The following is a 20104-nucleotide window of genomic DNA, read 5'->3' as shown; positions in this document are numbered from 1 at the left end:
AAGCTAACATTTCCGTCCTGTCTCTACTTGGAAACATACAGAACGACGCCGTGCGGAGCGATAAAAGCCGTTTCCGCATCCGCCACCGATACTGCCCTGTTTGCCCAAACCTCATGCAGTTCCCCACCGAGGGACTGCAGCCATTCCCCGGCTGCAGCAGGCAAACCTGCCGGACGATCCGCAAGATTGAAGCACGCGACATATTTCCTGGCATCGCTTGCCGAAACCCAGATCACCAAATCATCCTTCCGGTACACTTCCCTTGCATCGCGCCCGTTCTGATGTGCATCGATCAGATAAGGATCGGTCAGCAGCGACCGCGTCCAATCATCCAACTTCCGCAGATCGCCGCCGAACAGCAGCGGCGAACGGAAAATCGACCACAGTGTCATCAGGGAGCGCTGTTCATCCTTCGTGAACCGCGTCATGCGCGCTTCCGATCCGTCAGCAGCGGTCCGGGTGCCGATATGGCCCAGCGGCAGCATGTCGCAATCCGGCCAAGTGCCGGAGCCTACAAAAGTCGACCACTTTCCGCAGCGTCCGAACATGTCATAAAGCTGATTCCAGTTGTCCCACAGGTCATCCGTCAGCCGCCACATGTTGGCATGCCGCTGGAAAAATGTGCCAGACTCGATCGGGGCGGGTCCCGGCGAGAGGCTCAACACCATTGGCCTGCCGCAGCCGTCGATGGCTTTCCGGATCAGCTCGATTTCACCTGTGTGCGTTCCGTATAATTTCGAATCGGCGATGTCATCCACCTTCAGGAAGTCGACTCCCCAGGAAGCGTATAAAGCCAGCAGTGAATCATAGTACGCTTGTGCGCCTTCCTTCGATGCATCCACGCCGTACATATCCGTGTTCCACGGGCAAATGGAATTCGCATCCGCAATATCTCGGGCCGTTTTTTGCGCACCCAAAATTTTTGTATTGTCGTGCACCGCCTGCCTCGGGATGCCGCGCATGATATGGATGCCGAATTTCAGCCCCATTGCGTGCACCGCATCCGCCAGTGGTTTGAACCCTTGTCCCCCGGCACTCGAAGGAAACCGGTTTTCGGCAGGGATCAGTCGGCTGTATTCATCCTGATGAAGTTCAGTGAACGGATGATAGGCGCAGGAGTCCGCGCGTGGTTCGTACCACTGGATATCAACGACAACGTATTCCCAACCATAATCTTTCAAATTTTTCGCCATCACTTCGGCGTTGCCCAACACTTCCGCTTCCGTGACGCTTGCTCCGAAAGAATCCCAACTGTTCCAACCTTTTGGTGGTGTCTGCGCGTAAATCCTAAACATATGCGTCCTCCTTGTCGACCCATACCTGCATTTCTCCCAAAGAGCGATTGCCCCAGCTGTAGTACGGGATAAACGTCAGCTTTTTGGGAGTGGTTTGCGGTTTCTGATGGACGCGGTATAACGTGTCCTGCCAACCATCCTCCATCACGTGCATCTTCCCTTCGGCTTCCAGGCAGACGATATCGCCGAGAATCATATTCGATCGGAAACGCGGTCGGATCGCTCCGGTCAATGCCATCAGATGCAGCTGTTTCCCGTTGTCCTGTTCTTCCAGGCAATAAATGAACGGCCCCCGTTGCAGGGCGACTTTGCCCTTATCCGCTTTGACGAGCGGGTGCGCCTCGAGTTCATTGATTGCGATCGTGTAGGTCAATTCGATAGCCGTCGACTCGGCCCTTGCGGTCACATAGGTGTAGCCATTGCGTATGTCAGCAATCGCTTCTTCGCCGTCCACAATCAGCACGGGATGCTCCGCCCAATAAGGGATGCGGATGCCCAAACGCAGCATTTCGGAAAATGCTTTTTCAACCGTGATGACGGACCGCCCCTGCTCGGAAAACGTATGGCTTTGTCGAATCGTGTATGGTTTGCCGGCTTGCTCCCCGGTCAACTCGCTGTCGATGAACAGATTCAGCAGCACTTCATCTGCCTTTTGCGTGAAGGCGTATCTCCCGACAGCGGGCAGCGTGCGCGCCAAGTTTGGCGGGCAGCAGGCACAACCGAACCAGGAAGGCCGCTTCGCTTTCACGTGGCTCTTGTCCGGATTCAGGGCGCTCGCTTGGGGATCCACCTCCAACGGATTGACGTAAAAGAAGTGCTTGCCGTCCAAGGCCATGCCGCTGATGATGCCGTTATAGAGCACTCTTTCCATGATGTCCACATACCGGCTGTCGGTTTCGGTCTTCAGCAATTCATGCGAAAAATTCAACAGCCCGATCGCCGCGCATGTTTCGCAGTACATCAGATCGTTCGGCAGGTCATAATCATAGGTGAAGGCTTCCCCGCGGACGGTCGAGCCGATGCCGCCTGTGACGTACATGCGTTTTTGGACGATGTTATCCCAAATTTTTTTCGCCGCAGCAACCAATTTCCCATTTTCTTGGTAATGTCCGGCACCCGCCATCGCCTGCGCCATATAGACCAGCCGGACAGCGTGCCCTCTGGCCGTATCCTGTTCGATTACCGGTATATCCGCTTGATGATAGACGGCATTGATGATGGGCTTGGGCCCTTGCTGCAATCCCAAGCGGTCATTTTCTTCCAGTTGCTCCGCAAAGAAATGCGGATTCTGGCCGCGAACCTCCAGGAAGTAGGCACTCAAATCCAAGTATTTCCGGTTGCCCGTCAACTCGTAGAGGCGCACAAGCGCGAGTTCGATTTCCTGGTGGCCATCGCTACCGTCGATTTTACCTTCCTCTTTGCCGAAGTGCGTTTCGATGCAGGCGATCGCTTTGTCGGAAATATGAAGCAGCCGATCGGAACCAGTCGCTTCATGATAGGCGATGGCAGCTTCGATCAGATGACCGATGCAGTACAGCTCATGGCTTTCGAACAACCTTCTGAACTTCAGTTGCGGGGCATCGATCTGATAATAGGTGCTCAAATACCCGTCATCAGCTTGCGCCGCTTCCAAGAGGTCTATCGCTTCCTCCACTTGGGCGACCAAAGCTTCATCCTTTTCCAACGCGAGCGTGTTGGCTGCCGCTTCGATCCATTTGTACAGATCGCTGTCCTGGAACAGCCAGCCGTAATGGTGGCCTGCCTTCAGCCCAGCCGCTATCTTGAAATTTTCGATCACATGGCTTTTTTCCGTCGGGATGGTCGCATCGTCCCTTTCGCTTTCAATGATGATGTTCCCTCTGTCGTTGAGGACATCCCATTGGAATGGGATCATTTTCTCCTTCACCAGTTGCATATACTTCAGCCAAAAACTATCTGCCACTGTCACTTTCGGGTGTTGCTGCAGCGATGGTTTGTTCATTTTTTGTCCTCATTTCATCCAATTTTTATGCCAAGATACAAGAAAAGCCACCAGCAAGCCGGCAGCTATTCCTGTTGATATGCGCGTTAATGCAAACGCGGTGCCTGAGACGGATGGATTCACCACTTACCCAAAGGGCAGCGTTTGTCCTGCAGACTGGCACGGAAGCGCACGAAGCAGCCGCAATGCCGGCACGTATGTTCCGAAAGCGCCGGACACACACTGCAGGCAGCCAGCCGTTGATCCCGCAGCTCTTCGGAAGCGTGGTTCAGCTCCATCGACAGTTGCTCATCAATGGCGCTTTCGATATCCATCTCCATCATCTGGTTGTGGCGTTCGCAGCCTTTGCAGGCCATGTCAGTTTTCCTTTGCGTATAAAGAAATGACACTCATCGGAGGCAAAGTGATCGTCAACTCGTTGCCTTCCACGCTGAAATCGGTGAATGCTTGTTTCGCAACGGCTTCAGGATTTTCGAACGAATTGTGGGCATCCGTCTTGTTTCCGAAGATGCCCTCTGCTGTCACTTCGCCGAATGCGCCATCGACACGGCTCAACGTGATGGTTTCTGCGTCAGTCAGACTGTAGTTGCAGAAGGATGCCGTCATGACGCCGTCTTTTTTGGATACCGTGTAGCTGGTCGTGCCGGAAACAGCGCCATCCGCATCTACGAGGGTGGCGTCTTGGTGATTTTTGTAGAGATCGAACACATGGTAGGTTGGGGTCTTGATCATCTCTGCGCCTTCGGTCAGGATCATGGCCTGCAGCACATTGACCATTTGGGCAATGTTCGCCATCTGAACGCGCTCTGCATGTTTATGGAAAATGTTCAGAGTCAGACTTGCGATCATCGCATCCCTGATCGTGTTCTGTTGGTAAAGGAAACCCGGGTTTGTGCCCGGCTCCACAGCCAGCCAAGAACCCCATTCATCCACGATCAGACCGACGCGTTTGTCAGGGTCGTATTTGTCCATGATCGTGCTGTGCCGCGTGATCAATTCATCCATCTTCAAAGCGCTGTCGATCAGCGAAAACCATTCTTTTTCAGGGAATCCCAATGCCGGGCGCTTGTCTTCCCATACAGAAGCCAGCGCATAATGGTGCAGGCTGATGCCGTCCATGAACGGTGCCGCATGCTTCATCAGCACATCCATCCAATTGTAATCGTCGATGTTCGGACCGCAGGCGATTTTGTAAAGCGGTTCTTTTGTGTACTGTCTGACGTAGGTTTGGTAACGGCGGTACAGATCAGCGTAGTATTCCGGACGCATGTTGCCTCCGCAGCCCCAGCTCTCATTGCCGACGCCAAAGAATTTGACTTTCCAAGGCTCGTCCTGGCCGTTTTCGCGCCGCAACTTCGACATCGGCGAAATGCCGTCCATCGTCATGTATTCGACCCATTCCTGCATCTCCTGGACCGTGCCGCTGCCGACGTTGCCGTTGATGTAGGCTTCAGCCCCGACCTGTCTGCATAATTCAAAGAACTCATGCGTACCGAAATGATTGTTCTCCGTCACGCCGCCCCAGTGCGTATTCACAATTGTGGCGCGCTCTTCGGTAGGACCGATGCCGTCTTTCCAGTGGTACTCGTCCGCAAAGCAGCCGCCCGGCCATCTGATGACCGGAACCTGGATGGCTTTCAAAGCCTCCACAACATCTTGTCTGATGCCATTGACATTCGGGATTTCCGAATCGGTTCCCACCCAGACACCTTCATAAATGCATCTGCCCAGATGCTCCGCAAATTGACCATATATATAGCGACTGATCGTCCCTGTTTCTCTGTTCAAGGTTACTTGTATCTTATTCAAATCGATATCCATCCCTTCTAGTCATTGTCTGTCCCGGGTTCTCCGAAAATCGGAAACCCGTTATCGCTCCAAGAAAACACTTGCGCATGCGCATGGCGGTCCGGCACATCCAGTGGATCGCCTTCCGTCACGATTTTCGGCCGCGCGTGGTAGATCAACACGTCGTTCTCCCCGTCTTCGCTGCGGGTGAAGCTGTTGTGCCCCGGCCCGAACAGTTGGTTTTTTGAAGAACTCTGGAAGACCGGTTCCGCCAGTTTGTGCCAGTTGTAGCCGTCCAACAGATTGGTTTCCGTGTCCGCCCACAACAGACCCATGCAATAATTTTCATCGGTCGCGCTGCCGGAATAGGTGATGAAGACTTTGCCGTTGCGGATGATGACCGCCGGCCCTTCGTTCACCAGGAAGCCCGTTTTTTCCCAAGCGTATTCCGGAATGCTCAGGAGCGTCTGCTTGCCGCACAGCGTCCAAGGGTTCTGCATTTCGGAAATATAGAGATTGGAATTGCCCGGGATGGCCGGATCTTTCTGGGCCCAGACATAATAGAGCTTGTTGCCCAATTCGAACACAGTCGCATCCAGGCTGAAGCTTTCGAATGCCGTTTTGACCTGGCCTTTTTCGATCCAATTGCCGGTCAACGGGTTTTCGCCGTCGCATTCCAGCACATACATACGGTGCTGGAACGTGCCTTTGGCGACTTGATCCGTTCCGGCCGCGGCGAAATAGATGTACCAACGGCCTTGGATCAGATGGATTTCCGGCGCCCAGATCAGGCTGCTCAGAGGACCTGTTGCATGCGCCTGCCAAACGCTGGCGCGTTCGCCGTCTTCAAGCTCGTTGAGGCTTTTCGCGCGGCGCACTTCGATCTCCTGATAGCCCGGAACCGAGCCAGTGAAATAATAATAGCCGTCCGTATGTTTGTAGACCCATGGATCCGCTCTTTCGATCACAATCGGGTTTTTGTAAGTTGTCATAGCCTTAACCAAAGCATCCACCTCTTTATTCTTTACTCTAATCTTCTGTTTTTTTGATGCCGAACAGGGCTTCCCCTTCAGCGGACATGCCTGAAAAAGTCGTCGTTTCGACGCCGTTCACTTCATCCCATTGTCTGATGAAGTAGCCTTTGTATTCGGTGAAATTCACGACCAAGCTGGATTCGTTCGGCAATTCCGACCCTTTCCAGTAGCCTCCGCCTTGACCGTAGACAAGATGCGTAGCCGTCAACGTCAGCGCGAGTTCCTCTTCATAGTCGGCATCGATCGCATTGTCCATTTTGTAGATGCGGTAATCCCCTGCTATATCCGCTGTTTCCAAAGCGGCGATTGACTCCCCGGCATATCTCATCGGCGCAATCACCGGCCAGCCATCCGAATTAAAGAACAATTGATGGACCCGCACTTCATTATGCTCGCCCTTGTTCGGAAAGCGTGCGTGGAAAATGATGTAGTACTTGTCCTCAACTTCATCGTAATAGGCTGAATTATGCCCAGGCGACACATAGCCGCCGACCGGGATATCCTGTTCATTCGTGATCTCAAAATTACCGATAAGTTTGGTTCCGTAGTCTTCTATCGCCTTATCATCGAAGAAGCTGCCTTCTTCACCTTTGGCTTCCATCATCGCATTGCCGCTTGCGTCCTCATACGGCCCATCGGGATTCTTCGATCGCGCGACCCTTATGTTGTAGCCGCCGCTTGCGTCCAAGCCGCCAAAGGACAGGAACAGGTAATAATACGCTGTGTCTTTGTTGTATAAAATATAGGGGGCTTCAATCCTGCTGTGGTTGCCGCCCAACAACTTTTTGCCATAGCCTTGTTCTTCTTTCGGAAAACCGGTTGCGGAGTCCATCTCAAGTATAAAAATGCCTCCCGAGTAGGATCCATAAACCATCCACAGCCTTTCCTCCTCATCGTAAAAAACGTGGGGATCAATGACATTCGGCTCTTCCGTCGCATCGAACGCCGCACCGGTCACACTCTCGGTGCCGGAAGTCAAAAAGATGCCTTTGTCCTCGTAGGGTCCTTCGATCGAATCCGCCACTGCCACTCCAAGCGTCGACTGCGGGCTGCTGCCTTCACAGAAACAATAGTAAAGATAGTATTTTCCGTCCTTCAGTTGGGTTATGTCGCTTGCCCAGAGCGTATCCGTTCTGGCATAATCGAAACTTTCCGCCAACGAAACGGTGACGTCCTCGAACAACTCGCTTGTCGAAACACTCGTCGCCAATTGATCCCAATTCATCAAGTCCGGACTCTTCGCAAATGCCAGATGGGACCCGATTACATAGTATTGCTCCTCCGCAAAAATGATCGACGGGTCATGGACGGAGGCTTCCTTGAAATTTTGATTCAGGCTGACCTCCTGGTTCGGTACCGCTGTCGCATTTTTTGCTTCTTCCCCGCAGCTGGCCAATAATGCTACAGCCGACAGACTAAACAGTATTTTTTTCCGCACAATCACAACCTCGACTTTTCTCTTCATTTCTCTTTTTTTTTTTAAAATCAAAGGGACATTTGGTTTGCCAATCGGATCGCTTTATTGCGCGATTGATAGATGACGAACAGCACCGAGTAGATGATGATGCCGATGATATCCATGGTGCTGATGGAGAAGAGGAGCAATCCCCCCAGCCAAACAACTACCCTTTTCTGTATTTGATTATTCCGGAGACGGCGCACAATAATGATGTTGAACACACCGATGATCAATTGCAGAATGCCGTATCCGACTGCAATGGTGTAGACGGAGTCGATCAAAGAACCGTCGAAATTGATATCGGATGACATCCCGGAGGACAGCGCACCGATTCCGGATGTTTTGATCCAGGTTGCATATCCCAGTATCGTGACCACCCCATTGATGAGATTCCAGATGGCACCGCCTCTTAATAGGTTTCTTTCCAAAGTTCTTTTCATCTTTTAACACCCCGTTACTTAATGCCTACATTTAGGTTCAATGAATCAATGAAATACTTCTGTGCAAATACGAACAGCAGCACTGTCGGGATCATGGCGATGACTGCAGCCGACATCAGTTGCCCGATCATCACATAGTTGCCGTACAAGTCCTGCAGCAATTGCAGACCGGCTGTAATCGTCATTTTTTTGACGTCGCTCAAAACGATTGTTGGCCACAGGAAGTCATTCCATGAGCCGACGAACGAGAACATACCCGCAACAATCAGGACAGGCTTCACTAAAGGAAGGATGATGTTTTTGTAGATCACGAAATCCGATGCACCATCCATTCTTGCGGACTCGTCGTATTCTTTCGGAATGTTCTGCATGAATTGGCGGACCAGAAACACATTTCCGACGCCGCCCAACCCTGGGATGATGACCGCCAAGTACGTGTTCACCCAACCAAGGGAATCCACTATCTTATAGGAAGGGATGATGTTCACGGCTGATGGGAACATCGAGATGGCAAGCACGCCATAGAACAAAGCATCGCGGCCTTTGAAATTGACCCTTGTGTAGCCGAATGCAGCCAAGGAGACGACTACCACAACCAACAAGGCATGCGTGGTCGAAACGAACAGTGAATTGAAGAACCACGTGATGATTGGTGCGCTCGATGTGTTCTGCAGCAATTTCAGGTAATTGGTGACGATCCAGTTGGCCGGGAACATCCGGAAGCCCACTTCCATGATGTCGCCTTGGGATTTGAAGGATGTGAACAGCCCGAAAAGAGCCGGGAACAACCAGACAAGCGCCAACAGAATCAGGAAGGCATAAGCCAAATATTTTGAAACATTGTTTTTTCTCATCTTTTTCACCCCTTCGATCTTTTCGTCATGACATAGAATTGCAAGGCTGAGACTGCCAGAATGACCAGACCCAACAGGACTGCCATTGCGGAAGCCATACCCGCAACCGACTCGCCCGAGCCGAATGCCAGGTTGCGGATGTACATCATCAGGACGGTGGTGGACTGATTAGGTCCCCCGTTGGTTGCCATCAGCGGTTGAACGTACACATTGAAGGCACCTGCAGTGGACATGACGAATGTATAGAACAGCGGGAACCGGATGGAAGGCAACGTGATGCTGATGAATTTCCGGAACGAGCCCGCACCGTCAATTTCCGCGGCTTCGTAAAGGTCCTCCGATACGCCCGCCATAGCGGAACGATAAATGATCAGGTTGCCGCCGATCGCACCCCACATCGACATCACGAAGATGACGATCCAGGCATACGGTTGCTGGGCTGTCCAAACGACATCCGAATTGACCAAGTTGTTCATGGGCCCCAATCTCGGATTAAAGATCAATAGCCAAATCAAGGCACCTGCCGAGGCGGAAACGAGTCCTGGAACATAAAAGATGGCTTGGAACAAGCCTTTGAATTTCAGTCCTTTATGCTGCATGACGGTTGCGATGATCAGCGGGAACAAAATTTGGAAAGGGATCGTGTAGAGCACAAAGAGCAAAGTGTTTTTCAGACCATTCCGGAATTGAAAATAGAACGTCGACTCCTGGTCCAACAAAATCGTTTTGTAGTTGTTCAAGCCTACCCAAGTCTGGTCGGAAATAAGGTTCCACTGTGTGAATGAAGAATAAATACCGTATATGATCGGCAACAGCACGAATACAAAGAACAGAATCAAGTGGGGACCTATGAAGTACAGAAATTTAAAGTTTTTTTTCTTGTTGTCTTTAGCGTTGACTTTGGTGGATACAGCTTCAGATGTTTGCATATTATCTTCCTTTCAAAAAAATCCATACAGCAATTCCGGTTAAGAATGCCGTATGAATTTTTGAATTACTTCCTTGTCACTCCATTGCGTTTGGATGATCAGCTTGCATTTTCGGCAATCAAATCTTCGACTGTTTTTTGCGCTTGATCCAGACCTTCGTCGATTGTGATGTTGCCATAGATCATGTCAGATAAAACGGTACCCAAAGCCGATTCGACATAGCTGTAATATTTGTAATCAAAGATATAGGAAGCTTCTTTTTCAGCATCTGAACTTGTGAAGAAGGATTGTGGATATTTTTGATATTCTTCGCTCTCGAATACTTCTTTACTTGCAACGATTTGGCCGGCACCTGCCCAGTCGATCGAATTTTCACGCATCCAGCTCAAGAAATCTGCAACCCCTTGTTCTTTTTCATCGGTTCTGTCTTCATTGCTTAGCAATGAGAACAAGTGGGCAGACGATCTGTTTGTGAATTTGTCAGGCGTCACGGAATAAACGTTGGTCACTCCGAAGTTCAATCCTTCAACAGAGCCGTGAGCTGTGGATGTCCAAGTTCCGTCAGTGGAGAATAACACATCTCCCGATTGGAACATCGCATAGCCATCTTCTCCGTAAGGTGACATCAAGCCTGCATCCGCTACCGATTTCAACTGTTCGACTACCGTTTTCATTGCATCCGTATTGATGGTAGGATTGCCGGCTTCGTCGGAAATATCCCCACCTATATTGACGACGTTCGCTAATGCCACCCATTCGATCAAGGCGTTATTGATGGCATACTGTCCTTCATCCAGTTTCCCATCCAATGATAGGATTTCTTCGATCGTCACCACATCATCATCCAGGAAAGTGTTTGCGTCATATTTATCCAGCAGATCTGTATTGTAATACATCGCATTCCCGTGGATATCCAACGGAACCGTGTATTGCGTTCCCTCATAATTGCCTGCATTCCAGGCTACTTCAAGGTAGTTGTCCGCTGTCAGATCGGTATTCGTCGCCATCAGACCTTCGACAGGCTCCAACATATCCAAATCAGCGAATTGGGGTACGCGGTCTGCGTGAATCAAGGCCAAATCCGGAATGTCTTTGCCGGAGTTCATGACTGTGTAGATTTTGGTGTACATATCCGCTGTGATGACGCTCTCGACGGGAAATTCAGGGTCTGTCTCATTGTACTCGGCAACCAACGCATCCATATAGGCACCATCGTCCCCGGTCAACGGGTTCCAGAAGGTGATCGTGTTTGCGTTCCCGCAACCTGCCAATAAGGTGATGCCTGCCAAAGTCGCTGCTGATAAAAACTTTCTGTGTGCATTTTTCATTTTTTATGCCTCCATTTTATTTTGTTTTTATTCTGATGACATTCCAAGATAACGGTTTCAAAACAGTGGACAATCTACCCTCCTTCAGTTCCACATCCGACTTTTCTTTCAGTTTGACCAAATCATGATTCGTTGCATTTGTATCGTTTTTATCATATCCAGCTAGCTCCGTCGCGTCGGCGATGCTTTCCAACCCGAACCCTTCTTCTTCGAAGGTAAAGGCGATGTCCGTATCTTCTGATCGGTTCACCGCAAAAATCACCAGTTCATCCGTTTCATCGTTGTGGACTGCAATCGTTTCGATATACGGCACTTCGGCAAAATCCTTCGAAGCGTATGTTTCCGACTCGACATGCGGAGTCAGCACCACGCCTCTCCCATAATTGGAAACTTGCATAAAAGGATAGAAAATGGTTTGTTTCCATGTATCTCCATTCTTTTCCGTCATGATCGGTGCGATGACATTAACCAATTGGGCTAGGCAAGCAATCTTGACGCGGTCAGCATTTTTCAACAGCGTGATCAGCAAGCACCCAACCATCAAGGCATCTTCGAAATTATAGATGTCCTCCAATAAAGGCGGCGCGACTTGCCATGGTTCCAATTCCTTATCCTGATCATTGGAGTGATACCATACGTTCCACTCGTCAAACGACAGATTGATCTGTTTGTCGCTGCCTTTTTTGACCTTCACGAAATCGCAGATGGAAACAACAGTCTTGATGAAGCGGTCCATATCCAAAGATTGTGCCAGATAATTGCCAATGTCATTTTCCTTATTTCCATAATAGCAATGCAATGAAAGATAGTCGACATAATCATAGGTATGTTCCAAAACGATCCGTTCCCAGTCACCGAAAGTCGGCATTTTGCTGGTCGAACTTCCACAAACGACCAATTCGATGCTGTCATCGACCAACTTCATCGCCTTAGCGGTCTCTGCCGCCAAGCGTCCGTATTCTTCCGCGGTCTTATGGCCGATCTGCCACGGCCCATCCATTTCATTGCCGAGCGACCAAGTCTTGATTCCGAAAGGTTCCGCCGATCCGTTCTGCTTGCGTAGGTCGCTCCAATGGGTTCCGCCTTCAAAGTTGCAGTATTCCAAGCATTCCACAGCTTCCTGGATGCCGCGCGTGCCTAAATTGACTGCCATGTTGACTTCAGCATTGACTTCTTTTGCCCATTTGGCGAATTCGTGGATGCCTACCTGGTTCGTCTCCAGCGAGCGCCACGCCAAATCCAATTTTTTGGGACGCGTCTCTTTTGGCCCGATCCCATCCTCCCACTTATACCCTGATACAAAATTCCCTCCAGGATAACGGATAAGCGGTACATTCAGTTCCGCCACCACCTCTTTTACATCTGTCCGAAAGCCCTCTGCATCGGCATTTTTGTGTTCCGGTTCGTAAATGCCGTCATATACAGCCCTTCCCAAGTGTTCTATGAACGAACCATACAAACGCTTATCTATCTTGCTGATGGTATTCTGCCTGTTGATCGATAATTTCGCTTCCATTTGTCCTCCTTACCAACTTAGTTAACATTTTAGTTTACTAAGATTAATAAAATTAACTTATGAGGTAATAATATCGAACTATGCAAACGTTGTCAACACTATTTGCGTTGTTTTGGCAAATATATTTTAAATTTAATTAACACATTTGTTAACCATGTTCATAATCGCTACCGTCACGCTCTTTTCAATCAGCATTTTCATAAACCTATGGGAAATATATCTTTTTTAGTTAACTAATAGAGTAATCTAACCTAACCTATTGACAGACAAGTGATAAACTTTTATATTTATCACATACAGTGATAAACAATATCATTAACAGAAATGAAAAATGAGGTGAGCTTATGCAATTGGACATATCCGAATCATCTTTGGCTGTATATGAGGCATTGGCCAGCGATATACGCTTAAAGATCATCCAATTATTATCCAAACAAAAAATGAATGTGAAAGATCTCGCGCTTGAACTGAATCTAAGCAGCGCCATCATTTCAAAGCACATCAAAAAACTTGAAGCCGTAGGTATCATCAAAACGGAAAGGATCCCCGGCATATCCGGTCTCCAAAAAGTATCCATCCTGAAAGTCGATCATATCGATATCCATTTTCCGAAGAAAATCTACCACTCCTTCGAAACCTTCGATACCGCCATTCCGATCGGGCACTACACGGATTATCACGTCACTCCGACTTGCGGCTTGGCCGATTCCAAAGATTTCATCGGAAATGTCGATGAACCGAAATACTTCATGGACTCTGGGCGAATGGACGCCAGCATCCTTTGGTTCACTGCAGGTTATGTGGAATACAAAACCCCCAACTTCCTGACGCCTGATGACACGCTGGAGCAGATTGACATCAGCATGGAAATCAGTTCGGAATTCCCTTTTTCGAATGATGTTTGGCCATCCGACATCACATTCACCTTGAACGGAACAGAGTTGGGCACGTGGACGAGTCCAGGCGACTTCGCGGACACGCGCGGGAAGCTGAATCCATCTTGGTGGCCTTCTAATTTGAATCAATACGGTTTGTTGAAGACACTAAGGGTAACCCATCACGGCACTTACATGGACGGAGACCCCCTTTCCCAAGTCAGCATCTCTGACCTGAATAAGACAGCTGAAACATGGGAAATCCGCATCGAAGTGAAACCGGATGCTGAAAATGTCGGAGGCGTAACCCTATTCGGCAAAAAATTCGGGAATCATGACCAGGACATCAACTTCAAAGCCTATTACTCCTGAAAAATGAAAAAAGCTGCGACCCACTCCTCTCGGAGCGGATCGCAGCTTTTTGATTCCTTAAATTGAAGTCTATTTTGCGAATTTTGCTTGATAAGCTGCAACCACTTTTTCAGTAGTGAAGCCATATTCCGCCATTACCACGTTGCCGTTGCCGCTTGCACCGTAAGTATCGATGCCGTAAGCTAGGCCATCCAGACCAACATAACGTTCCCAACCGAAGGTCGCGCCCATTTCGATGGACATGCGGTTGCGGACTGCGCCAGGTAGGACTGTTTCTTTGTAGGCTGCATCCTGCGCTTCGAACAGATCGAAACTCGGCATGGAGACAACAGATACGTCCACTCCAGCTTCACGCAATTGTTTTTGAGCTTCCACAGCCAAGTTCACTTCCGAACCGGTTGCAATCAGGATGCCGGCAGGCGTTTCGCCTTGTTGTGGAGAAAGTACGTAAGCACCCTTCTTCACGCCTTCGCGGGCCATTTCTTTTGTGCCTTCCAAAACAGGTAAGTTTTGGCGCGTCAGTACCAACATCGTTGGTTTGTCCGCTGAAGACACTGCGATTTCCCATGCAGCACTGACTTCGTTGCCGTCGGCCGGACGCAGAACCGTCAAGTTCGGCATGCCACGGTAGCTGGACAAGTGTTCCACAGGCTCATGCGTCGGGCCGTCTTCGCCGACCGCGATTGAGTCATGCGTCATCACGTAAGTGCCAGGCAAGTGCGAAATGGCAGCCAAACGCATCGCTGGGCGCAAGTAGTCAGTGAAGACGAAGAATGTCCCTACATACGTTCTCGTTCCGCCATGCAGAACGATGCCGTTCATGATAGCGGCCATCGCGAATTCGCGCACACCGTACCAGATATTGCGGCCGGCATAGTTGCCCGGCTCAAAATCGCTTGCCGATTTGATCATTGTGTTGTTTGAAGACGATAAGTCCGCAGAACCGCCCCAGAAATAAGGTACAACTTCACCCAATGCTTGAATCGCTTCAGCACTGGTCACACGGCTTGCTTTGGCTGCGCTGCCCACTTCATAAGTCGGCAGTTTGTCTTGCCAACCTTCAGGCAATTTACCGTCGATGGCAGCTTCGAATTGTTGCGCCAATTCCGGATAAGCGGCTTTGTAGTCGTTGAACATCGCTGTCCAAGCTGCTTCAGCCTGTTGGCCTTCTTCAACCATTTTTTCATTGAAACGGGTTGTCACTTCAGCCGGTACGCAGAAAGCTTCGTCCGCACAGCCGTAAGCCGCTTTAGCAAAAGCAACGCCTTCCGCTCCAAGGGGAGCACCATGCACTTTATGCGTTCCTGCGTCAGGAGCACCAAAGCCGATGATGGTTTTGATTTCGATCAAAGTCGGTTTTTCGGTTTCAGCTTTCGCTTCTTCGATGGCTTTGGAGATGGCTTCCAGATCATTGCCGTCCTTCACCAGGATATGCTGCCAACCGTAAGCTTTAAAACGAGCAGCCACGTCTTCCGTAAAGGATTTCGATGTTGGGCCGTCAAGGGAAATGTCGTTGGAGTCATACAAACCAATCAGTTTGCCCAATTTCAAGTGGCCAGCCAAGCTGGCTGCTTCATGGGAGATGCCTTCCATCAGATCGCCGTCGCCGTTCAGGAAGTAAGTATAGTGATCCACAACCGGGAAGTTTTCTTTGTTGTAGGTAGCAGCCAAGTGCGCTTCAGCCATCGCAAAACCGACCGCATTCGCGATCCCTTGTCCCAAAGGACCAGTCGTCGCTTCCACGCCGTCTGTGTCATGCACTTCCGGGTGTCCAGGTGTTTTGCTGCCGAATTGACGGAAGTTCTTCACGTCGTCCAGGCTTACAGCGAAGCCGGATAAGTGCAACAAGCTGTACAACATGGATGACCCATGTCCAGCCGATAATACGAAACGGTCACGGTCTGCCCACAAGCTGTTCTTAGGGTTGACTTTCAAATGTTTTGTCCAAAGCGCGTAGGCCATCGGAGCGGCTCCCATCGGCAAACCAGGATGTCCTGAATTGGCCTTCTGTACGGCGTCTATGCTAAGTGTACGTACTGCATTAACTGCTAACTCATCAATTTGATCAAACATTTTTTTCCTCCTCAAGATAGTGAATCTAGTATTGAACTCCTCAACAAACTTTTTTAATCATGATTTAATCTTATTATAACATATTCCGAATCGGTTTATATCAGTTTATTAACTTAGATATGCATCAATAATGGATTATCAATCCGACAATTCAACCAATCGCTCACCCTCGGCTTCCTTGCGTCTGTTCTCCTCCAAAGAGGTCAATTTTCTTTTCAACTGACGATAAGCGTACATCATCGGAACGGCAGCTCCCACCCATGCAATCGGGTTGGCAAAAGCAACAGCTTGGTAGCCTAGCAGACCGGAAAATCCCAACGGAACAAGGACGCGCGCGACCATCTCCATCACACCCCCAAAGGTAGGCGCGGCATTGTCCCCCACACCTTGCAGCGTATACCGCAAAATGATCAACGTCGTCAATACAAGATAGAAGCTGGCCGTCGCAATAAAATACGTATGCGCATATGCCAATACTGCCGGATCATTCTGATTGAACAACAGCCGGATGATATCCGTCCCGAAGAACAAAAGCGCTCCTCCTAAAACAATGCTGTAGACAAAGGACAGCAGCAAACTGATGCGCGCGCCTGCCCAAATACGCGAATACAATCCGGCCCCGTAGTTTTGGGCTGCGAAAGTCGCCATCGCGATACCGATGGAGGCTATCGGCAAAGTTGCCATGATGTCCAATTTTTGGGCGATGGCGTATCCACCGACCGCTTCCGGTCCAAAGCCATTCAGACTTTTCTGCAATACAATCAAACCGATCGAAATGATGGAGGCTTGCAGACCGATCGGGAGCGAAATTTTCAACGGCAACGAGAAGTCCGCGGGCTGCATGCGCCAATCTTCTTTGGAAAAGCGCAGAATCGCCATTTTTTTCCGGATATATACGAAACAGAGAAAACTGGCGAATAATTGCGCCGCAACTGTCGCCAGCGCTGCTCCTGCAACCCCCATAGAAAACCAGACAATGAAAACATAATCCAATACCACATTCAATATGGAAGAAATCACCAGGATGACCAATGGAAGTTTGCTGTCACCCAGTGAACGCAGGATGTTGCTCAACAAATTGAATACCATGATCGCCACCGAACCCCACATCAAAGTCAAAAAGTAAGCTTCGGCTTCCTTGCGTATTTCTGCCGGCGTATCCATGAACAACAGGATATCTTCAGCTAGCCAAACGCTCAGGATGGTTATAAGAACAGTCATGAAAAGAGTGATCCAGACGCTTATCGTGATGCTTTTCCGGATCCGCTCCTCATTTTTCGTGCCAAAACGCTGCGCGATGACGATTCCCAAACCCGAAGTGACCCCGATCCCGAATCCATGGATAAAAAAGAGCACCCCGCCGACCGATCCGATGGCCGCCAGTCCGTCCACTCCCAATGTCCTGCCGATGATGATCGTGTCCGCTAAGCTGTAAAGTTGTTGGAATATATTCCCTATCAGCATCGGAACCGCGAACAGCACGAGCAGCTTCGCGGGACTGCCGGCAGTCATATCTTTTGTCATCCTTCACCTCCATTTGATGATCCTTGGCCTTGCTGATTTATATTATACCAGAGATGTACGAACAAATTAACAAAAATATGTAAATTGTACCTACAAAAATTCCGGCCTATTCGTTTGGCTTGCTTCCGAATCCGTTGTCGGCGAGAATTTTCTCGCACAAAGAGTGGCTCAGATAGCTCGATTCTGTGGAGACGGGGTTAGTATGTTCCTTTATGCCTGCGACAAACGAACCGATCAACGGTGCGAATCCTCGCTTGCGGAGCGTCCCTTCCCAATCGCCAAAAGCAATTTGCTGCTTGCCATTTTTTTGTCCAATGGTCATGTCGGTCAGATTCAGGACGCGCGCAATCCCCTCAGGACTTTGGACCTCCATGACTTCCTGATTGGCTCCCGCTTCATAGTTCATTGAAACGAAACAAGTGGTGCTCTTCGTTTCGAGCATCAGCCATAGCCGTTTCAGTTCCCCTTCGGTTTCGACCAGATGCGATTGCACCGAAACCACCTCATCATCCAATAAATACAAAGCCGTATCCGCGATATGGATGAACAGATCATAGACAGCAAAACGGACCGGTTCCACGTTCTTCACGCGATCCTTCTGAATCAGGATCATCTTTTTATCAGGGATCCCTTTCAGCCGTTCCACCATCGGAGCAAACCGGCGATTGAAGCCAGCGGTAAGGAGCAATCCCTTGGCATCCGCCAACTCGATCAGTTGCTTTGTTTCTTCCAAATCATCACTGATGGGCTTGTCCACATAGACCGAAATGCCGCGCTCCAATAGCTTGCGGATGATTTCCGCATGGGCAACGGTAGCTACGTGCACAAAAGCAGCCTCGATTCCGCTGTCCAACCATTCCTCAATCGAAGTGTACAAATGCCGGAAGCCGAATTTTTTCCCTACAGTTTCCAGCGTCTCCCGATTCCGCGAGCACAGATGCCATTCCACCTCATCCTGCATCTCGACCATGACCGGAAGATACGCCTTTTGCGCAATGTTACCTAACCCGATGACTCCAATTTTCATCACCTATCGCCTCCAAACCTGTTTGTTCTCTTTATACCATAATCAACTCCCCAATTCTCGTCAGAACGCAAAAATAATTGAGAAATAATAAAAATATATATTTTTCGTTGAAATCGATTGCATTTTCTTTTTCTGTTTTGTATAATTCTATTTGAAGTTATGTATAGACATAGAAAAGGAGTTGTTTAGATGAAATACGAATTTCCTGCAGGTTTCTGGTGGGGATCGGCAGCAAGCGGACCGCAGACAGAGGGCACGGTTGCCGGAGACGGCAAGGGGGACAGCATCTGGGATCATTGGTACAAGCAGAACCCGGAACTGTTCTTCAATCAGGTCGGCCCTGAAGACACATCCTACGTATACAATCGCTACAAAGAAGATATAGCACTCATGAAAAAAACGGGACACACTACGTACCGAACCTCCATCCAATGGAGCCGTCTGATTCCGGACGGGATCGGCACAGTGAATCCAGAAGCGGTGGCGTTTTACAACAGCTACATCGACGAGCTGTTGGCCAACGGCATCGAACCTTTCATGAACCTTTATCACTTTGATATGCCGTTGTCATTACAACAGAAAGGAGGCTGGGAAAGCAAAGAAGTCGTGGATGCCTATGCGGATTACGCACGCATCTGCTTCGAGCTGTTCGGCGACCGCGTAAAAAAATGGTTCACCCACAATGAACCGATCGTTCCGGTCGAAGGCGGCTATCTCTACCAATTCCACTACCCAAGTGTCGTGGATATGAAAAAAGCCGTTCAAGTCGCTTATCACGAAACTTTGGCAAGCGCAAAAGCCATCAAAATTTATCATGAAATGAACCTTGACGGGCAAATCGGTATCATCCTCAATCTGACGCCTAGTTACCCGCGCAATGAGAATGATCCTGAAGACGTCAAGGCAGCCCGTCTCGCGGATGCCTTCTTCAACCGTTCCTTCTTGGATCCTGCCATCAAAGGTACCTTCCCCGAAGATTTGGTTTCGCTGTTGAAGGAATTGGATTACCTACCGGAATATACGCAATCGGAATTAGAACTCATCCAACATAATACCATCGACATTCTGGGGATCAATTACTATCAGCCAAGACGCATCATGAAAAAAGAAAGCACGGAACGCTTGTCCGACAAGCCGATGCCGGATGATTACTTCGACAACTACATCTGGCCGGAACGCAAAATGAATCCGTACCGCGGCTGGGAAATCTACGAGAAAGGCATTTATGATTGCCTGATCAATGTCCGCGACAACTACGGCAACCTGCCCTGCTACATTTCCGAAAACGGGATGGGTGTGGAAGGCGAAGAGCGCTACATCAACGCGGATGGCAGGATTGATGATGATTACCGTATCGAATTTGTCCAAGATCATCTGAAATATGTCCATCAAGCGTTGCAGGAGGGTTGCAACGTGAAAGGCTACCACATGTGGACGTGCATGGATAACTGGTCCTGGACCAATGCCTACAAAAACCGCTACGGATTCATAGCGGTCGATCTGGCGGAAAAAGGAAAACGCACAATCAAGAAAAGTGGCTACTGGTTCAAAGAGGTTTCTGACAATAATGGTTTTGACGCATAAGTTTTCTAAGAGAGGAAAATGACTA

The 20104-nt window shown here is 49.5% G+C and carries 16 protein-coding genes; 2 read left to right on the top strand and 14 right to left on the bottom strand.

The window, feature by feature from the left end:
- Window positions 1–23 precede the first annotated feature (23 nt).
- The 11 genes from PH235_RS13505 to arfA all read right to left on the bottom strand — a co-directional run bounded on the left by PH235_RS13505 (window position 24) and on the right by arfA (window position 12624).
- On the bottom strand, window positions 24–1295 hold the full coding sequence (locus PH235_RS13505; RefSeq protein WP_272162821.1) for a glycoside hydrolase family 27 protein: 1272 nt from the start codon (window positions 1293–1295) through the stop codon (window positions 24–26).
- Window positions 1288–3276, bottom strand: a complete 1989-nt coding sequence (locus PH235_RS13500; RefSeq protein WP_272162820.1) for a glycoside hydrolase family 127 protein — start codon at window positions 3274–3276, stop codon at window positions 1288–1290. Before PH235_RS13500 ends, PH235_RS13505 begins: the two co-directional genes overlap by 8 nt.
- A 119-nt stretch (window positions 3277–3395) precedes the next feature.
- Window positions 3396–3554 (bottom strand): DUF6171 family protein, encoded by a 159-nt coding sequence (locus PH235_RS13495; protein ID WP_272162843.1) that lies wholly within the window; start codon window positions 3552–3554, stop codon window positions 3396–3398.
- A 79-nt stretch (window positions 3555–3633) separates the two neighbouring features.
- Complete coding sequence (locus tag PH235_RS13490) at window positions 3634–5085, bottom strand: alpha-N-arabinofuranosidase (RefSeq protein WP_443080889.1); 1452 nt, start codon at window positions 5083–5085, stop codon at window positions 3634–3636.
- A 17-nt stretch (window positions 5086–5102) separates the two neighbouring features.
- Window positions 5103–6056, bottom strand: coding sequence for a glycoside hydrolase family 43 protein (locus tag PH235_RS13485; protein WP_272162841.1), 954 nt, complete (start codon window positions 6054–6056; stop codon window positions 5103–5105).
- Between the two features lie 37 nt (window positions 6057–6093).
- Entirely contained in the window at window positions 6094–7536 is a 1443-nt protein-coding gene (locus tag PH235_RS13480) for a glycoside hydrolase family 43 protein (RefSeq protein WP_272162819.1), read from the bottom strand.
- 47 nt (window positions 7537–7583) lie between these two features.
- Window positions 7584–7997 carry a hypothetical protein gene (locus tag PH235_RS13475; RefSeq protein ID WP_272162818.1) on the bottom strand — a complete coding sequence of 138 codons (414 nt, stop codon included), beginning with the start codon at window positions 7995–7997 and terminating at the stop codon, window positions 7584–7586.
- Between the two features lie 14 nt (window positions 7998–8011).
- The gene (locus PH235_RS13470; RefSeq protein WP_272162817.1) at window positions 8012–8851 is read right to left on the bottom strand and encodes a carbohydrate ABC transporter permease; all 840 of its coding nucleotides are present in this window, start codon (window positions 8849–8851) and stop codon (window positions 8012–8014) included.
- Window positions 8852–8856: 5 nt separating this feature from the next.
- Entirely contained in the window at window positions 8857–9780 is a 924-nt protein-coding gene (locus PH235_RS13465; protein ID WP_272162816.1) for a carbohydrate ABC transporter permease, read from the bottom strand.
- 98 nt (window positions 9781–9878) lie between these two features.
- Window positions 9879–11108 carry an extracellular solute-binding protein gene (locus PH235_RS13460; protein WP_272162815.1) on the bottom strand — a complete coding sequence of 410 codons (1230 nt, stop codon included), beginning with the start codon at window positions 11106–11108 and terminating at the stop codon, window positions 9879–9881.
- Between the two features lie 16 nt (window positions 11109–11124).
- Window positions 11125–12624, bottom strand: a complete 1500-nt coding sequence (gene arfA, locus PH235_RS13455) for an arabinosylfuranosidase ArfA (protein ID WP_272162814.1) — start codon at window positions 12622–12624, stop codon at window positions 11125–11127.
- 344 nt (window positions 12625–12968) lie between these two features.
- On the opposite strand from arfA, the gene PH235_RS13450 reads away from it, so the two are divergent.
- Window positions 12969–13871: an ArsR/SmtB family transcription factor gene (locus tag PH235_RS13450; RefSeq protein WP_106450341.1), complete on the top strand. Its 903-nt coding sequence runs from the start codon at window positions 12969–12971 to the stop codon at window positions 13869–13871.
- Window positions 13872–13940: 69 nt separating this feature from the next.
- Here the strand turns inward: PH235_RS13450 and tkt are convergent, their stop codons facing one another.
- The 3 genes from tkt to PH235_RS13435 all read right to left on the bottom strand — a co-directional run bounded on the left by tkt (window position 13941) and on the right by PH235_RS13435 (window position 18495).
- Window positions 13941–15944 (bottom strand): transketolase, encoded by a 2004-nt coding sequence (gene tkt, locus PH235_RS13445; protein ID WP_272162813.1) that lies wholly within the window; start codon window positions 15942–15944, stop codon window positions 13941–13943.
- 138 nt (window positions 15945–16082) lie between these two features.
- Entirely contained in the window at window positions 16083–17468 is a 1386-nt protein-coding gene (locus PH235_RS13440; RefSeq protein ID WP_272162812.1) for an MATE family efflux transporter, read from the bottom strand.
- Window positions 17469–17574: 106 nt separating this feature from the next.
- Window positions 17575–18495, bottom strand: a complete 921-nt coding sequence (locus PH235_RS13435; protein ID WP_272162811.1) for a Gfo/Idh/MocA family protein — start codon at window positions 18493–18495, stop codon at window positions 17575–17577.
- 189 nt (window positions 18496–18684) lie between these two features.
- Between PH235_RS13435 and PH235_RS13430 the strand changes: the two genes are divergently transcribed.
- Window positions 18685–20079 carry a glycoside hydrolase family 1 protein gene (locus PH235_RS13430; protein ID WP_272162810.1) on the top strand — a complete coding sequence of 465 codons (1395 nt, stop codon included), beginning with the start codon at window positions 18685–18687 and terminating at the stop codon, window positions 20077–20079.
- The last annotated feature ends 25 nt before the right edge of the window (window positions 20080–20104 follow it).

It is taken from the genome of Trichococcus sp. K1Tr (assembly GCF_028309625.1).
Lineage (GTDB): Bacteria > Bacillota > Bacilli > Lactobacillales > Aerococcaceae > Trichococcus.
The sequence above is the reverse complement of the archived record's forward strand: the minus strand, read 5'-3'. Positions and strand labels throughout refer to the sequence as shown.

Excerpts from the sequence above, each read along its gene's own strand:
- PH235_RS13505 (WP_272162821.1), bottom strand. The coding sequence starts at position 1,295 with ATGTTTAGGATTTACGCGCAGACACCACCAAAAGGTTGGAACAGTTGG.
- PH235_RS13500 (WP_272162820.1), bottom strand. The coding sequence starts at position 3,276 with ATGAACAAACCATCGCTGCAGCAACACCCGAAAGTGACAGTGGCAGAT.
- PH235_RS13495 (WP_272162843.1), bottom strand. The coding sequence starts at position 3,554 with ATGGAGCTGAACCACGCTTCCGAAGAGCTGCGGGATCAACGGCTGGCT.
- PH235_RS13485 (WP_272162841.1), bottom strand. The coding sequence starts at position 6,056 with ATGACAACTTACAAAAACCCGATTGTGATCGAAAGAGCGGATCCATGG.
- PH235_RS13475 (WP_272162818.1), bottom strand. The coding sequence starts at position 7,997 with ATGAAAAGAACTTTGGAAAGAAACCTATTAAGAGGCGGTGCCATCTGG.
- PH235_RS13470 (WP_272162817.1), bottom strand. The coding sequence starts at position 8,851 with ATGAGAAAAAACAATGTTTCAAAATATTTGGCTTATGCCTTCCTGATT.
- PH235_RS13465 (WP_272162816.1), bottom strand. The coding sequence starts at position 9,780 with ATGCAAACATCTGAAGCTGTATCCACCAAAGTCAACGCTAAAGACAAC.
- PH235_RS13460 (WP_272162815.1), bottom strand. The coding sequence starts at position 11,108 with ATGAAAAATGCACACAGAAAGTTTTTATCAGCAGCGACTTTGGCAGGC.
- arfA (WP_272162814.1), bottom strand. The coding sequence starts at position 12,624 with ATGGAAGCGAAATTATCGATCAACAGGCAGAATACCATCAGCAAGATA.
- PH235_RS13450 (WP_106450341.1), top strand. The coding sequence starts at position 12,969 with ATGCAATTGGACATATCCGAATCATCTTTGGCTGTATATGAGGCATTG.
- tkt (WP_272162813.1), bottom strand. The coding sequence starts at position 15,944 with ATGTTTGATCAAATTGATGAGTTAGCAGTTAATGCAGTACGTACACTT.
- PH235_RS13440 (WP_272162812.1), bottom strand. The coding sequence starts at position 17,468 with ATGACAAAAGATATGACTGCCGGCAGTCCCGCGAAGCTGCTCGTGCTG.
- PH235_RS13435 (WP_272162811.1), bottom strand. The coding sequence starts at position 18,495 with ATGAAAATTGGAGTCATCGGGTTAGGTAACATTGCGCAAAAGGCGTAT.
- PH235_RS13430 (WP_272162810.1), top strand. The coding sequence starts at position 18,685 with ATGAAATACGAATTTCCTGCAGGTTTCTGGTGGGGATCGGCAGCAAGC.